Raw genomic sequence first — 14,933 nt, 5'->3', positions numbered from 1 at the left:
CCCCTCGGATCGGCTGATGCTCCAGCGGTACGGTGCCGACGGCCGCGCCGAGTGTTCGGTGCCCGTGCATCACGAAGGCCGTGCCGAGGCCAACCCCATCCTGCGCGCAGCCACGGTGCATGGCGAGCGGCTGTATGTGGTCTATTACGACAACCCCGGTTCCGCCAACTGGCTGGTGAGCTGGCCGCTGGCGACGGTGTGCACCGACAGGATGTCCACGCCGATCAAGCTGCCTTCGCTGGAAGATCCCGCGGGTTCGACCTACGAGATGATCCCGGCCTTGCGGTTTCTCTCGCAGGGCGACCGCCTTTACCTCGTGGGGGGCGCCCTCGAGGCCCAGGTGGACGCCAACGGCCTGACGGCGCGGCGCGTGGAGGGCTGCCGCCACGTGATCGAGTCCACCCTCACGCCAAGAGGGCCTGCGCACCTGTGCATTGCCGCCGAAGCCGGCGCCACGGGCGCACGCGGCTTCAAGGTGGTGGCGCCCCACGGTGTGGAGGCGCCCACCGTGGACCCCGCGCTCGGCGTGCCCTGGGGACTGTCCTGGTCGGTGAGGCGCCTGCAGATCGACCATGCGCGCTCGCCCGAACAACTGGGCCAGCTGTTTGCGCGGGACTTTCTTGCCGCGCAGCACCGTGGGTGGTTCGAGTTCGGCATCAACAACGACGAGGGGCGAATTCCCTGGTCGCAGATCTACTACCTGAACGGCCTGCTGGATCTGCTCGACGTGGCGCGCCGCAGCGATGGTGCCCGACGCGTTTTCGGCCCGCTGGTGAGTGGCGTGCGCCAGAGACTGGATCTGGAAATCGCGTTGATCGACCGGCACCAGGCCGCAGGCCGCTACCGCACGCGCGCTTTCACGGTGGACCGCAGCCAGGCGCTTTTTGCCGTGCAGACCGCCCGCCTGCTGCTGCTGTTCCAGCGCTACCGATCCGAAGTGCCCGGGGCGCTGCCCCTGGCTTCTTTCAACAGCCTGAAGCGGGATGTGCTGACGCTGAAGGACCACATCGAAGTCCTGGCGCGGCAGGGTGAGACCGAACAATGGCTGGCGCCCGGGCGGGCCCATCTGCGCTGGCCCAAGGGCAGCAAGTTCTATTTCGACGGCCTGGCGGTGCCCTTCAACCACCAGAATGAATGGGCCTATGCCGTGGCTGAAAACGCGGATCCGGTGGCGGACGCCGCGCCGCTGGCCGCGGCGCGCGACATCGTCCAGCACTTCGTGGACCGCATCGCCCCAGGCGGGCAGTTGCCCGCGACGGGTGTCTGGGACTACTGGTGGGGACGCGCCCACGATGGCTGGACCTCGGCGGACAAGGTCTCTGAGAACAAGCCCGAGTACCCGGGCGACAAGGGCAAGGCCTGGATCTCGTTTCGCACCATCGACGCGATGGCCCTGCTGTCGGTCAGCCGCCAGGCCGATCCGGCCGTTCACGCAAAGGCGCTGGAATCCGCGGCCGCGCTCACCAGCAAGGGCTTGTTGTATCCCCTGGCCAACCAGGCGCTGGCGGCGCACACGGGCCGCATCCACCTGCAGCCCGAGGTGGCAGACGAGTACGCCCGGTTGACCTCACCCTGGGAGCTGGCGAACGTGGTCTGGAGCCTGGCGCGGCTGGCACCGGACGGGCAGCGATGAGGCCCGCTCGCGCGATGAGCGCGGTGACAGGGTCGTTGCGGGCAGGCCAGAGACGCCGATGAACCACCTTCCAGCCTGGGGCGCGTTGGCGCTGCTTGTGGTCGCCTCCACCTTCGTCGGGGGCGGCATGGCGCGCGCCATGCCGTGGCGCAGCACCGTGCACGCGCACCGGCTTCGGTGGCCTCTGGCGGCGGCGCTGGCGCCGTTCCTGCTGGGGCTGGTGACCGTGCGCAGCCCTCCTGGTGGCCGACGGCGCACCGCCCACCGTTCACGTCGGCATCGTCGGCGCCGTGCTGCTGCTGATCGGTGCGGTGTTGTGGCGCAAGACGCCTCGGCCGGCGCCGGTAGGTGCCGCGGACGTTCCGACCCGCCGTGGCCCCCTGTGGTGGTTGCTGGCGGCGACCCTGGTGGTCTGCGTGGGCAGCCTGCTGTACCTGGCGCTGGCGCTTCCCCTGACCGAAAACGACTCGCTGGAGTACGGCCTGGTGGGGCGCGCCATCCACGAGGCGCAGAGCCTGCGCGTGTACCCGCTGCTCGACACCGACCAGGCGGCCTCGGGCTTCTTCGCGCCCTGGACCCACCCGCCGCTCTACACCAGCCTGATCTATCTGACCTACGTCCTGCAGGGGAACGCGGAACAGGCCCTGCTGATGAAGTTCCTGGCGCCCTGGTTCATGCTCACGGCCGCCTGGGGGGTGTTTGCCCTGGGCCGTTTGCACGGGCCGCACACCGCCTGGATCGCGGCCTTGCTGTTCGTGACCACGCCACTGCTGTCGGTGGGCGCGCAGACGGCGGCCATCGACGCTTTGCCGGTGGCCGGCATAGTCTTGATGATGCTGGCGCTCATCGGCTTCGACCCGGAGCGAAAGAGCGCGCCGATTTACACCGGTCTGCTGGTGGGCCTGGCCTTGTGGACCCATTCCCAGGCCATTCTGTACATCCCCATCCTGATCGGCACGGTCATCGTGTCGGGCGGCCTGCGCGCGTGGCGTTCTTCCACCGTGTTTGCGCTCAAGGCCCTGGTGACCCTCGCCGTGGTTGCCGCCTTTCCGTATGGCCGCAACCTGGCGATCTACGGCTCCTTGATTTCGGACAATCCGGTGGTGTTCGCCTTGCCCAGCCTGGACTGGGACAGCTACTTCAAGTACGCCCGCTCCATCTACGACTGGAGCACGCGCCTGCAGTATGGGGTGCTCAAGGGCCTGCTCAGCCCACGCAGTTTCGGCCTGGTGTTCTGGATGGGGTTGGTGGCGCAGCGCGTACCTGTTGTTCTCCGGCACACTGCGCCGCTGGCTCACCCAGCTCATCAAGGCGCCGCGAAGCCAGTGGGAGCCGATGGGCCCGGTCCTGGTTTCCCTTTGCATCTGCGGCATCTACTTTTCCGGCGTGCTCCTCTCGTTGGCCCTGGGGACCGACCTGATGGTCAAGAACGACCGCTATCTACTGGTGATGGTGCCCGCGGTGTCGGTGGTGGCGGCCTGCGGATGCACGGACATCCTCTCCCGGTTCTGGCCGGTGTGGACGGGCCATGAGGCCGGTGCGGCCAAGCGGCGGCTCACGAAGCTGACCCTGTCGCTCACGCTGGCCTTTCACGCGGCGGTGTTCCTGCTGTTTGCCAACCTGGTGCAGTGGGGCCAGTTGTTCAACCTGAAAGCCCTGGTGTCCGACTTCATGCCGCGGCAGGTCTATGGCATGTTGTTCGCCGGCGAATCGCCCAGGGCCCTCGGCCAACTCGGCGATCTGGTCATCGACGATCCGGCGGAGAACATTCCGGGCATCGGGATCGCCAGAAACCTGAATGCCGATGTGCCCCCCGACAGGAAGGTGCTGGCGATCCGTCCGGCTGACATGTTCTACACGGACCGGCGAATGGTCAGCTACCTCGACCCGAAAATGGTGCCTGTCTACGGTGAACGTGACCCGGTTCGGTTCGTGTCGAAGCTGAAGGAACTGGGCATCGAGTATGTCCAGGTGCCGAACTACTTCATCCCGCCGGTCTCCAACTCCGCCTTGATGTCGGTGCTGGCCCAACCCGGGCTTTCCACCCTGGTGCGCGACGTTTACGCGCATCAGCTGTATCGATTGGCGCCCGCGGACCCTGACGGCCCGCCAGGCGAGGCACCGCGTTCGATGGATCTGTCCCGCAAGACCTGGGTCGAGTACCCCAGCCTGGGGACGGGGCGTCTGTCGGTGGCCGTCCGGAGCCTGGGCCGGCAGGTCGATGGCCTGCCGTATTCCAACGGCTCCTCCTCCATCTTCATGCCGGCCAGCTACAGCCACACCCTGGAGCTCGGCGGCGGCCAGCCGCATGATCCTGTGGGAAACGAGCCGATCGCCGTTGAGCCCGGCGGGGAATACACGATCACGCTGGGTGTGGAGGGCGATGGCTTCATCCGCATCTGGATCAGCCAGCTGAGTTCACCGGATGTCGAGCTGCGGCGGGGCGATCTGATGGGTGACTTCGCGCTTTCGCCGGAGGTGCCCCGGCTGACATTCCAGCGCCGGTTTCGCGTCATGGAGGGGGCCCGCTATGTGCGAATCGCCGTCCAGCGTCTGGGCATCTCCCAGCTGACGCTCGAGCATGCCGATCTGCGGCAGCTGAAGAAGGGCCAGCCCGCGCACTGAGGCGCCGGGGTCTAGGGCCGGAACGCGGCCACCAGGAAGAAGAACGCGGCAGCCAGGGCGATCCAGAACAGACCCACCGGCAGGGCACGCCGGCTCGATTCGAGAAAGCGCCTCCAGTCCAGGCCGGTGCGCCACAGGATGGTGAGCAGGTACAGCAGGTAGAACAGGAAGCCGGAGACCGCGTACCACTCCGAGATGTGGGCGGGGGAGAGCGACACCGCCAGCCACACCATGCTCACCCGCAGCGCCAGGCCGAACAGCTGCAGCGCGAAGGCCAGCCGCTGATGCCCGGTGACGTGCAGCCCCATGGAGATCGGTGTGCTGAGAAACTGCAGAACGAACCAGGGCGTCATCCAGGCCACGAGCACGCCGGCGCGTTCCCAACCCGCACCGAAAATGAGGCCGAACACCGCGGGCGAGACGATGCCCACCGCAAGCAGCGGGCCGGTGCCGGTTTTCAGCAGCCCGCCCAGCACCTCCGCGGTGAATTCGCCCAGCAGCCCCTGGCGGTGCTTGTTGGCGGCGCCGGCAAGGTAGACCTGTCCCACCGCCGCACCGACCAGGGCCATGGGTGCCTGCATGACATAGGTCGCCAGCATGAGGTAGCCGGCTTCCTTGGGCGCGGCGAGCGCCGCGATCATGATGACGGGCAGGTGGATGGCTGCGCTGTTGCACAGCGCTTCGAAGGTGGAGTATTTGGGAAAGCGGTCGTAGCGCTTGAACGTCTGGCGAAGCTCGCTCCAGGCCATGCGCTTGAACGCAGCGCGGGCGGGGTGTCCTGCCAGCAGGCGGTAGCCCAGGAAGAGACAGGCTGCGCCGGTGTTCATCGCATGCCCGAACAAGAGGCCGCCGGGGCCCACGCCCAGGGCGCCGGAGCCGATCTGGGTGCCCGCGCTGGCGGTGGATTGCGCCACACGGCTCCGGGCGATCAGCCCGAATGCCTTCTCGCGCACGAACCACATCTGCAGCGCACTGTAGCCACCCCCCAGCAGCACGCTGATGGGCAGCAGCCACAGGTAGGTCTGCAGCCCGGGCTGGTTCAGCTTGTTCGCGATCCAGCCTGGCGCCACCAGCACCGCGATCAGCACCACCACCGAGCAGGCGAGCGCCGCGCCAAGGGCCAGGGCGAGCAGCCGCAGGGCCTCGGCGTCCTCTTCGGGCAGCGCGACGGCCACATCGAATCGCAGGCAGGCGACCACGGAAATGATCGACACCAGGCCGGCGAAGACCGCCAGCAGGCTGAAGTCCGCCGGGGTGTAGAGGCGGGACAGCACGGGCAACGCGGCGGCCGTGATGCCGTGTCCCACTGCGGTGCCGCCCACCAACACCGCCACGGAGCGCAGGAAGCTCATGCCAGGGGGCGGCGGGTGGCCGCGCGATTCATGCGGCCTGCAGGGCTTGCAGGCAATCGGCGACACGCTCCTGATCGGCCTGCGACAGGTGCGGGCCCATGGGCAGGCTGATGACCTCCTCGGCCACGGCGTCACCCACCGGCAGCACGGCGCTCTCATCGGCCACCGCAGGCTGGCGGTTCAGCGGGATGGGGTAGTGGACGGCCGTGGGAATGCCCGACGCGTTGAGGCGGGCCTGCACGCTGTCTCGCTGCTTCACCTGAACGGTGTACTGCGCCCAGGCCGACACGTTGTGCGGCTCCACCCAGGGCGTGGTCAATGCGCTCGACGGGGCCAGCAGCTGCGCATAGCGCTGCGCCACCACCTGCCGCTGTGCGATCTCGGCGTCCAGCACGGCGAGCTTGGGCAGCAACACGGCGGCCTGGATGGTGTCCAGGCGGCTGTTCACCCCCACGCGGATGTGGTGGTAGCGGCGGTCCTGTCCATGGCGCGCGATCTGTCGCATCACCCGCGCGAGTTCATCGTCGTTCGTGAAGATGGCGCCGCCGTCACCGTAGCAGCCCAGCGGCTTGCTGGGAAAGAAGCTGGCGCAGGCGATGGTCGTGAGGTTGCAGCTCTTGTGTCCCTTGTAGGTCGCACCGAAGCTCTGTGCCGCGTCCTCGATCACCGGAATGCCGTGGCGCGCGGCGATGGCGTTGATGGCGTCGTAGTCCGCGCACTGGCCGTACAGGCTCACCGGGATGATGGCCTTGGTGCGCGGCGTGATGGCGGCTTCGAGCTGTGCCGGATCGAGGTTGCAGGTGCGCGCGTCGATGTCCACATAGACCGGCTTGGCGCGCAGCAGGGCCACCGTCTCGGCCGTGGCGATGTAGGTGAAGCCGGGTGTGATCACCTCGTCGCCGGGGCCGATGCCCAGCGCCATCTGGGCGATCTGCAGCGCGTCGGTGCCGTTGGCGACCGTGATGCAGTGCCGGGCGCCGGTGTAGGCCGCCAACCGTTCTTCGAGCTCCCCCACTTCGGGGCCCAGGATGTACTGCCCGTGGTCCAGCACGCGCTGGATGCCCGCATCAATGTCCGCCTTCAGGCGCTGGTATTGGGATTTGAGGTCGATGAAGTCCATGGGATTGGCTCGTGGTGTGAAGTTCAGGGGGCGAGCTGGCAGACACCGTCCACCAGCAGGTAGCGTTGGCCGGTGTGCGAGCAGGTGGTGCTGGCGTTGCCACTCAGGGGGAGGTCGAGTTGCTCGCCGTACTGGCTGCACCAGCCGATCTGGCGCGCGGGCACGCCCACCATCAGCGCGTAGGCCGGCACGTTCTTGTTCACCACCGCCCCGGCCCCGATCAGCGCGAATTCACCGACGGTCACACCGCAGACGATGGTGCAGTTGGCGCCCAGGGTGGCGCCGCGCCGCACCAGCGTGTCGCGGTACTCGTTCTTGCGCTCGATCAGCGCCCTGGGGTTGTACACATTGGTGAACACCATGCTGGGGCCGCAGAAGACGCCTTCTTCCAGCGTGACGTTGTCATAGACGCTCACGTTGTTCTGGATCTTGCAGCGGTCGCCGATCGACACCCGGTTGCCGACGAACACGTTCTGCCCCAGCGAGACGCCAGCGCCGATGCGCGCGCCACCGCAGACATGCACGAAGTGCCAGACGCGCGAACCTGCGCCGATGACGGCACCGTCATCGACGATCGCACTGGGGTGGACGGTGTAGCTCATGCTGGATCAACGCTGGGTTGGCTGTGTTTGAAGGGCTGAATATATCTCTGCAGCGAAAAGGCGCCCGTACGCCCGGGACCCCACTTCGTTCAGGTGGTGGTGGTCCATGTAGATCAGCTGATTGTCGTGGAACGGCTTGGTCCGGAAAAAATCCGTTGCGCCGTAGTTCAGGAAGCGGACATGCGGGAACGGCCGGGACAGCTGCTGGATCGCCGCGTTGGCGGCCTCTGCGTCGGCCGATGAGGCGATGGGGGCGTTCAGCCCGAGCTGGCTGAACCGCACCGACCGCACCGGATTGCCTTGCAGCATGGGGACCTGTGCCAGCACGATGACCGACTGGTGCTGGCGGGCCGTCTCCTGGAAGAACGCTTCCAGGGCCTTGAGGAACTGCGGGCTGTTCGCGTGTCGGGACCACATGCCGGCGACGATGACCGTGTGCACCGCAGGCCGCAGAGCGTTGACGAACCGGGTCTGGTCCTGGCACGGCTGCCGGTCGTAGACGGGAATCCTGTCCACGTCGAAGCCATCGATCGGCACGCAGTTGCTGGCCGAGACGACCTGAACGGCGAAACCTTTCTCCCGTCCGGCGACGTCAAAGGCCGGGTTGAGTTGCGCGGCGTGGCTGTCGCCCAGCACCAGGGCCAGCGGTGGCGCACCCGGCATGCCCCGCAGGCAGTCGCCCACCTTGCGCTCATGGCAGATCTGGCTGGGGTCGGCGTAGCGAAGGGTGGACGGCGTCATGGGATGAACGATGGAGGCGTTCAATCGATTGACCGTCATCAGCGGGATCGCCACCACTGTGGCGCCCAGCAACAACCAGCGCGGCCAGCGTTGGCGGCTGAACTGGAGTCGGCGCGCGGGCGTCTCGATGAACGACCACGAAAGCCAGGAGAGCAGCAAGGTGATGGCCGCGAATGCGAGCCACAGCACGGGCGCGAGCTCATAGGCCTGGGTGATGTAGCGCAGGAAGGCCAGCACGGGCCAGTGCCACAGGTACAGGGAGAAAGACAGGCCCCCCAGCCAGACCATCCCGGGCGACTTCAGCCAGCCCGTTGCCCGGCCTTCGGCGCGGCCCGCGATGACCAGCATCACGCCCAGGCAAGGCCACAGGCTCCACAGGCCCGGGAAATGCTGTTCTGGAATGAAGACCCATGACGACAGCATCAGGACCAGGCCGAGGAGGCTGGCGCCTGCGCGTTGCCGGGCGGTCCACCCGTTGCCCACGCCATGCAGCGCCATCAGGGAGCCCAGCAGGAATTCGGGCATCCGTGCGATCAGCGAGTAGTACGCGTCGCGCGAGCTGACCGGGTCGGCCAGCTGCCATTGCGCAAACGCCAGACCCGCCACGATCAGCAGCAGAAACAAGGGCGTGAGCGTGGACCGGCGCAGCAGGACAAAGCACAACGGGAGCAGCAGGTAGAACTGCATCTCGATCGCCAGGGACCAGGTGTGCAGCAGCGGCAGCTCATGGGCGTCCGGTGTGAAATAGCCGTTGAAGTTCGAGAAGAAGTGGTTGCTGGTGAACTTCAGGGACGAAGACAGGCTGCGCTTGAACAGCGCGAAGTCGGGTGGCAGGAACACGATGGCCGCCACCACCGCGCACACGAGCAGCGTGACCACGTAGGCCGGCACGATTCGCTTGGCGCGGCTCCAGTAGAAGCCGGACAGGGAAATCCGCCCCTCGTTTTTCAGCAGCAGGCTCGAGATGATGAAGCCCGATATCACGAAAAACATGTCCACCCCGACGAATCCGCTGGGCAGCCAGGATTTGTCGAGGTGGAAGGCGAGCACGGCCAGGACGGCCAGCGCACGCAATCCCTGGATGTCGAGCCTGATGTCCTGGGTGCTCAGGCTCGGCGCGGGGGCGGACATGGGTTTGAACGACGACCTGTCGCGTGCCGATCAGGCGAGTTCGAGCCGACTCAGGAAAGGGTGGCCTTCATCGCTGGCCGCACGGACGGGGCGGAACGTGCGGATGACGTTGACCGTTTCGATGCAGTGGCGCGCATCTTCCACACCGTAGCCGCGCCCGGCCAGAATCTCGCGGTAGCTGGTGGTGTGCAGGTCGGTGAAGCCTTCGGAGAATTCCAGCTGCTCACCGCTGATGTCGATGTTGCGGTAGGTCGTCTTCTTGCCCTTCACCTCGTCGGGCAGGTCGTTGGCATCGATGGACAGGAACCAGCGGACCCGGGCGCGCTCGTACTCCAGGTAGCCCGCGGCCTTGGCTTCACCGGCATGGTGGACCACGTTGCGCTGCAGTTTGCCGAAGATGAAGTGCAGCATGTCGAAGAAGTGCACGCCGATGTTGGTTGCGCACGCCGAAGGCCTTGCGGGGGTCGCCTTTCCAGCTCTCCGCATACCAGCGCCCACGCGAGGTGATGTAGGTCAGCTCGACGTCGAACTTGGTGTCCACCGGTGCCGCTGCCACCTTTTCCTTGAGCTTCAGGATGGCGTCGTGGTGGCGCAGCTGCAGGATGTTGTACACCCGGCGCCCGGTCTCGCGCTCCACCAGCGCCAGCTCGTCGAGCAGTTCGGGGGTCGGCACCAGCGGCTTTTCGCAGATGACGTCGCAGCCCAGCCGCAAACCGGCCGCGATGTGGGCATGGTGCAGGTAGTTGGGCGAGCAGATGGCCACGTAGTCCAGCGCCGTTTCGGGCTGCCGCTTGAGCTGGTGTGCGTACTCCTGGAAACGCTCGAACTCGGTGAAGAACTCGCTCTGCGGCGAGATGCTGTCGATGATGCCCACCGAGTCGTTGATGTCGTACGCCACGGCCAGGTGGTGGCCGGTGTCCTTGATGGCGCGCATGTGGCGCGGAGCGATGTAGCCGGAGGCGCCGATGAGTGCAAAGTTCTTCATGTGGATGGTTCAGAAGCGGAAGACATGGAAACCCTGGGCGTCCAGGGCATGGCGGTCGTAGAGACTCTTGAGGTCCCCGATCACGGGCGCGTGGGTGCGGGTGCAGACGGCGCGAAGCGCTTGCGGTCCAAGCTCGCGGAACTGCTGATGCCCGACCGCCACGATCAGGCTGTCGACGGGTTGGTCGGCGCTCAGCCTGGACAGGCTGATGCCGTACTCGTGCTCCACCTCGGCGGGATCCGCCCAGGGGTCTTCCACCACCACCTTCACGTTCCAGCCCTGGAGTTCGCGCACCAGATCCACCACCTTGCTGTTGCGGATGTCGGGGCAGTTCTCCTTGAAGGTGATGCCCATCACGCCCACCGTGCTGCGTGCCACGTCGATGCCGTTCTTGAGCATTCGGCGGATCATGCTGCGCGCGGCGTAGCGCGCCATGTTGTCGTTGATGCGCCTGCCCGCGAGGATCACCTGCGGGTGGTAGCCGAGTTCTTCCGCCTTGTGGGTGAGGTAGTACGGGTCCACGCCGATGCAGTGACCGCCCACCATGCCGGGCCTGAATGGCAGGAAGTTCCACTTGCTGCCCGCCGCCTCCAGCACCTCCAGCGTGTCGATGCCGATGCGGTCAAAGATGACGGACAGCTCGTTGACGAAGGCGATGTTGAGGTCGCGCTGGCTGTTCTCGATCACCTTGGCCGCTTCGGCCACCTTCAGGCTGCTCGCTTTCCAGGTGCCGGCCTTGATGATCTGGGAGTACAGGGCGTCGACCTGGGTCGCCACTTCGGGCGTGCTGCCGCTGACGATCTTGCGGATCGTGGTCAGGGTGTTGACCTTGTCGCCCGGGTTGATGCGTTCGGGGCTGTAGCCGCAGAAGAAGTCCTTGTTGAAGACCAGGCCGCTCAGCTTCTCCAGGACCGGAACGCAGACTTCCTCGGTCGCGCCGGGGTACACGGTGGACTCGTAGATCACCACGTCGCCGGACTTGAGCGCCCGTCCCACCGTCTCGCTGGCCTTGACCAGCGGGGTCATGTCGGGCCGGTTGGCCTTGTCCACCGGCGTGGGCACCGTGACGATGAACACCTGGGCATCCCGCAGCTCGGCGGCATCGCAGCTGTAGCGCAGCTGCTTCGCCTGGGCCAGTTCCTGGGCGTTGCACTCGAGGGTGTGGTCACGGCCTTGCCTGAGCTCCTCGACGCGATGGGCATCGATGTCGAAGCCCAACACAGGGCGGTGCTTGCCGAATTCGACGGCCAGTGGCAGGCCCACATAGCCCAGGCCGATGACGGCAATGGTTTTTTGATCCAGGTTCATGTGCAGATCGATGAGGTGGGGATTTTTCAGATATCGGACGCGCTGAGCGTGGTGCCCAGTTGGTCCTTGGGAGACAACAGCGGCTGCACACCTGCAGGCCACTGGATGCCGATCTCGGGGTCGTTCCACGCAATGCAGCGTTCGTGCTGCGGGGCGTAGTAGTCGGTGGTTTTATACAGGAAGTCGGCGGCGTCGCTGAGCACCAGGAATCCGTGGGCGAGGCCCGGGGGCACCCAGAGCTGGCGGTGATTGTCCTCGCTCAATTCGCAACCGACCCATTGGCCAAACGTCGGCGATTGGCGGCGGATGTCCACCGCCACATCGAACACCGCGCCCCGCACCACCCGCACCAGCTTGCCCTGGGGTTGCTGCACCTGGTAGTGCAGGCCGCGCAGCACCCCACGGGCGCTGCGGCTGTGGTTGTCCTGGACGAAGTCCAGGTCCAGGCCCGTGGCCTCGTTGAAGGCCTTCTGGTTGAAACTCTCGAAGAAGAAGCCCCGTGCGTCGCCGAACACCCTGGGTTCGATGATCAGCACGTCGGGAATGCGGGTGGGGGTGACCTTCATCGCTGCACCGGTTCCTTGAGCAGGCGCATCAGGTACTGGCCGTAGCCGTTCTTGAGCACCGGTTGCGCCAGAGCCTCCAGCTGTGCGCTGTCGATCCAGCCGTGTCGCCAGGCAATCTCTTCCGGACAGGCGATCTTCAAGCCCTGGCGGTGTTCCAGCGTCGCGATGAACTGGCTGGCCTCCAGCAGGCTGTCGTGCGTGCCGGTGTCCAGCCAGGCGTAGCCACGCTGCAGTATCTGCACGTTCAACAGGCCCCGGTCCAGGTACGCCTGGTTGACGTCGGTGATCTCCAGTTCGCCGCGCGCGCTGGGCTTCACGGCCCGGGCGATGTCGATCACCTGGGCGTCGTAGAAATACAGGCCCGTCACCGCGTAGTTGCTTCTGGGTTCGGCGGGTTTCTCTTCGATGCTGCGGGCCTTGCCCTGGGCGTCGAAGGCCACCACGCCGTAGCGCTGCGGGTCGTTCACGTGGTACGCAAACACGGTGGCGCCGCTGGCCTGCTGGTCGGCGCTGGCGAGCAGGCTCGCAAAATCGTGTCCGTAGTAGATGTTGTCGCCCAGCACCAGGGCGCTGGGGCTGTTGCCCACGAAGTCGGCGCCGATGATGAAGGCCTGCGCCAGGCCATCGGGGCTGGGCTGCACCGCGTACTGCAGGTTCATGCCCCAGGCGCTGCCGTCGCCCAGCAACTGCTGGAAGCGCGGCGTGTCCTGCGGCGTGCTGATCACCAGCACCTCGCGGATGCCGGCCAGCATCAACGTGGTCAACGGGTAGTAGATCATCGGCTTGTCGTACACCGGCAGCAATTGCTTGCTGATGGCCAGTGTGGCCGGGTGCAGGCGGGTGCCCGAGCCGCCTGCGAGGATGATGCCTTTGCGTTGCGTCATGCGGATGTGCCCGTGGGTCCAAGGATTTCGGCAAGCATACGCCGCACGCCAAGCTGCCAGTGGGGCAGGGCCAGGCCGAAGGTGTCGCACAGGCGCGTGGTGTCCAGGCGCGAGTTCAGGGGGCGCCGGGCGGCTGTCGCGAAGGCGCTGCTGGGCACCGGCGCCACGTCCTGCACCTTGAGGGGCAGGGCAGGGTGCAGGGCCCGCGCCGTGTCGAACACGAAGCGGGCATAACCGTTCCAGCTCGTTTCGCCGGCGGCGCTCAAGTGGTAGGTGCCGGCGCAGGCGGGCTCGCGCAGCACCTGCCGCATCGCGTGGGCCGTGACGTCGGCGATCAGCTCGGCGCCGGTGGGCGCCCCCCACTGGTCGTCGATGACGGTGAGGTGTTCGCGTTCCTGGGCCAGGCGCAGCATGGTGCGGGCGAAGTTGCCGCCGCGCGCCGCGTAGACCCAGCTGGTGCGCAGGATCAGGTGCCGCGCCCCGCTGGCGCGCACCAGGTTCTCGCCGTCGCGCTTGGTCGTGCCGTAGACGCTCAATGGCGCGGTGGCGGCGTCCTCGCGCCAGGGAAGGTGGCCGCTGCCGTCGAACACGTAGTCGGTGGAGTAGTGCACCAGCAGGGCCCCCACGGTGTGCGCGGCGTCGGCCAGCGCCCCGGGAGCCACGGTGTTGACGGTGTGCGCCAGCCCGGGCTCGCTTTCGGCCCGCTCCACGGCCGTGTGGGCCGCGGCGTTGACGATCACGTGGGGGCGCAGCCGCTGCACGGTCTCGCGCAGCGCGTCGGGCCGGGCAAGGTCGCCGCAGCCGCCATCGGCTTCGGTGCTGTGCCGGTCGAGCGCGACGAGTTCGCCCAGCGGCGCGAGACTGCGCTGCAGCTCCCAGCCGATCTGGCCGTTCTTGCCGAGCAGCAGGATCTTCATGCGGCGGCCGGTGCCCCGTATTGCGCCTGCACCCACTGCCGGTAAGTGCCGCTCTGCACGTGCGCCACCCAGTCGGGGTGGTCCAGGTACCACTGCACGGTCTTGCGGATGCCGGTCTCGAAGGTCTCGGCCGGCTTCCAGCCAAGCTCGGCCTCGAGCTTGCGCGCGTCGATAGCGTAGCGCCGGTCGTGCCCGGGGCGGTCTTTCACGTGCGTGACCTGCGCGGTGTACGAGCCGCCGTCGGCGCGTGGGTGCAGTTCGTCGAGCAGGGCGCAGATGGTGTGCACGATGTCGATGTTGGGCTTCTCGTTCCAGCCCCCCACGTTGTAGGTTTCGCCGACCGAGCCGGCCTCCAGCACGCGGCGGATCGCGCTGCAGTGGTCTTTCACATACAGCCAGTCGCGCACCTGCAGGCCGTCGCCGTACACCGGCAGGGGCTTGCCCGCCAGCGCGTTCACGATCATCAGCGGGATCAGCTTTTCGGGGAAGTGAAAGGGCCCGTAGTTGTTGCTGCAGTTCGTGGTCAGCACCGGCAGGCCGTGCGTGTGGTGCCAGGCGCGCACCAGGTGGTCGCTGGCGGCCTTGCTGGCCGAGTAGGGGCTGTTGGGTTCATAGGCGTGGGTTTCGGTGAAGGCGGGCGCGCCGGGCGCCAGGCTGCCATACACCTCGTCGGTGCTCACGTGCAGGAAACGGAAGGCCGACCGGTCGGCCTCGGGCAGGCCGCTCCAATGGGCACGCACCGCTTCGAGCAGGCGGAACGTGCCCACCACATTGGTCTGGATGAAGTCTTCCGCGCCGTGGATGGAGCGGTCCACATGGCTCTCGGCAGCGAAGTGGATCACGGCGCGCGGCCGGTGGTCGGCCAGCAGGCGGGTCAGCAGGGCGTGGTCACCGATGTCACCCTGGACGAACACGTGGCGTGCGTCGCCCTGCAGGCTGGCCAGGGTTTCCAGGTTGCCGGCATAGGTGAGCTTGTCGAGGTTGATGACCGGCTCATCGTGGAGCGCCAGCCAGTCGAGCACGAAGTTGGCGCCGATGAAGCCGGCGCCACCAGTGACCAGAATCATCG

General features: G+C 66.9%; 12 protein-coding genes and 1 pseudogene. 3 read left to right on the top strand and 10 right to left on the bottom strand.

What is annotated here, in order from left to right; genetic code table 11:
* The first annotated feature begins 16 nt into the window (after window positions 1–16).
* From ACFJGX_RS02685 to ACFJGX_RS02675, 3 genes are all read left to right on the top strand, one after another.
* A complete protein-coding gene (locus ACFJGX_RS02685; RefSeq protein WP_382327669.1) occupies window positions 17–1,633 on the top strand; it encodes a hypothetical protein in 1,617 nt (538 codons plus the stop codon).
* A gap of 242 nt (window positions 1,634–1,875) precedes the next feature.
* Complete coding sequence (locus ACFJGX_RS02680; protein WP_382322806.1) at window positions 1,876–3,165, top strand: ArnT family glycosyltransferase; 1,290 nt, start codon at window positions 1,876–1,878, stop codon at window positions 3,163–3,165.
* Window positions 3,053–4,258 (top strand): hypothetical protein, encoded by a 1,206-nt coding sequence (locus ACFJGX_RS02675; RefSeq protein ID WP_382322807.1) that lies wholly within the window; start codon window positions 3,053–3,055, stop codon window positions 4,256–4,258. Before ACFJGX_RS02680 ends, ACFJGX_RS02675 begins: the two co-directional genes overlap by 113 nt.
* Window positions 4,259–4,269: 11 nt before the next feature.
* On the opposite strand, the gene ACFJGX_RS02670 is transcribed toward ACFJGX_RS02675, so the two are convergent.
* From ACFJGX_RS02670 to rfbB, 10 genes and pseudogenes are all read right to left on the bottom strand, one after another.
* Entirely contained in the window at window positions 4,270–5,610 is a 1,341-nt protein-coding gene (locus tag ACFJGX_RS02670; protein ID WP_382322808.1) for a lipopolysaccharide biosynthesis protein, read from the bottom strand.
* Window positions 5,611–5,638: 28 nt separating this feature from the next.
* Entirely contained in the window at window positions 5,639–6,730 is a 1,092-nt protein-coding gene (locus tag ACFJGX_RS02665) for a DegT/DnrJ/EryC1/StrS family aminotransferase (RefSeq protein ID WP_382322809.1), read from the bottom strand.
* A 23-nt stretch (window positions 6,731–6,753) separates the two neighbouring features.
* The gene (gene wbpD / locus ACFJGX_RS02660; RefSeq protein WP_382322810.1) at window positions 6,754–7,332 is read right to left on the bottom strand and encodes a UDP-2-acetamido-3-amino-2,3-dideoxy-D-glucuronate N-acetyltransferase; all 579 of its coding nucleotides are present in this window, start codon (window positions 7,330–7,332) and stop codon (window positions 6,754–6,756) included.
* 6 nt (window positions 7,333–7,338) lie between these two features.
* Window positions 7,339–9,204, bottom strand: a complete 1,866-nt coding sequence (locus ACFJGX_RS02655; protein ID WP_382322811.1) for an acyltransferase family protein — start codon at window positions 9,202–9,204, stop codon at window positions 7,339–7,341.
* A gap of 30 nt (window positions 9,205–9,234) precedes the next feature.
* Window positions 9,235–10,189, bottom strand: a pseudogene (locus ACFJGX_RS02650) (Gfo/Idh/MocA family protein).
* A 9-nt stretch (window positions 10,190–10,198) separates the two neighbouring features.
* Window positions 10,199–11,497: a nucleotide sugar dehydrogenase gene (locus ACFJGX_RS02645; protein WP_382322812.1), complete on the bottom strand. Its 1,299-nt coding sequence runs from the start codon at window positions 11,495–11,497 to the stop codon at window positions 10,199–10,201.
* A gap of 26 nt (window positions 11,498–11,523) precedes the next feature.
* Window positions 11,524–12,063 carry a dTDP-4-dehydrorhamnose 3,5-epimerase gene (gene rfbC / locus ACFJGX_RS02640; protein ID WP_382322813.1) on the bottom strand — a complete coding sequence of 180 codons (540 nt, stop codon included), beginning with the start codon at window positions 12,061–12,063 and terminating at the stop codon, window positions 11,524–11,526.
* A complete protein-coding gene (gene rfbA / locus ACFJGX_RS02635; protein ID WP_382322814.1) occupies window positions 12,060–12,947 on the bottom strand; it encodes a glucose-1-phosphate thymidylyltransferase RfbA in 888 nt (295 codons plus the stop codon). Before rfbA ends, rfbC begins: the two co-directional genes overlap by 4 nt.
* Window positions 12,944–13,864, bottom strand: coding sequence for a dTDP-4-dehydrorhamnose reductase (rfbD, locus tag ACFJGX_RS02630; protein WP_382322815.1), 921 nt, complete (start codon window positions 13,862–13,864; stop codon window positions 12,944–12,946). Before rfbD ends, rfbA begins: the two co-directional genes overlap by 4 nt.
* Complete coding sequence (rfbB, locus tag ACFJGX_RS02625) at window positions 13,861–14,931, bottom strand: dTDP-glucose 4,6-dehydratase (RefSeq protein ID WP_382322816.1); 1,071 nt, start codon at window positions 14,929–14,931, stop codon at window positions 13,861–13,863. Before rfbB ends, rfbD begins: the two co-directional genes overlap by 4 nt.
* Between the last annotated feature and the right edge of the window lie 2 nt (window positions 14,932–14,933).

Source organism: Hydrogenophaga sp. UC242_50 (assembly GCF_042697355.1).
Taxonomy (GTDB): domain Bacteria; phylum Pseudomonadota; class Gammaproteobacteria; order Burkholderiales; family Burkholderiaceae_C; genus Hydrogenophaga.
This window is presented reverse-complemented; position numbering and strand designations above follow the sequence as displayed.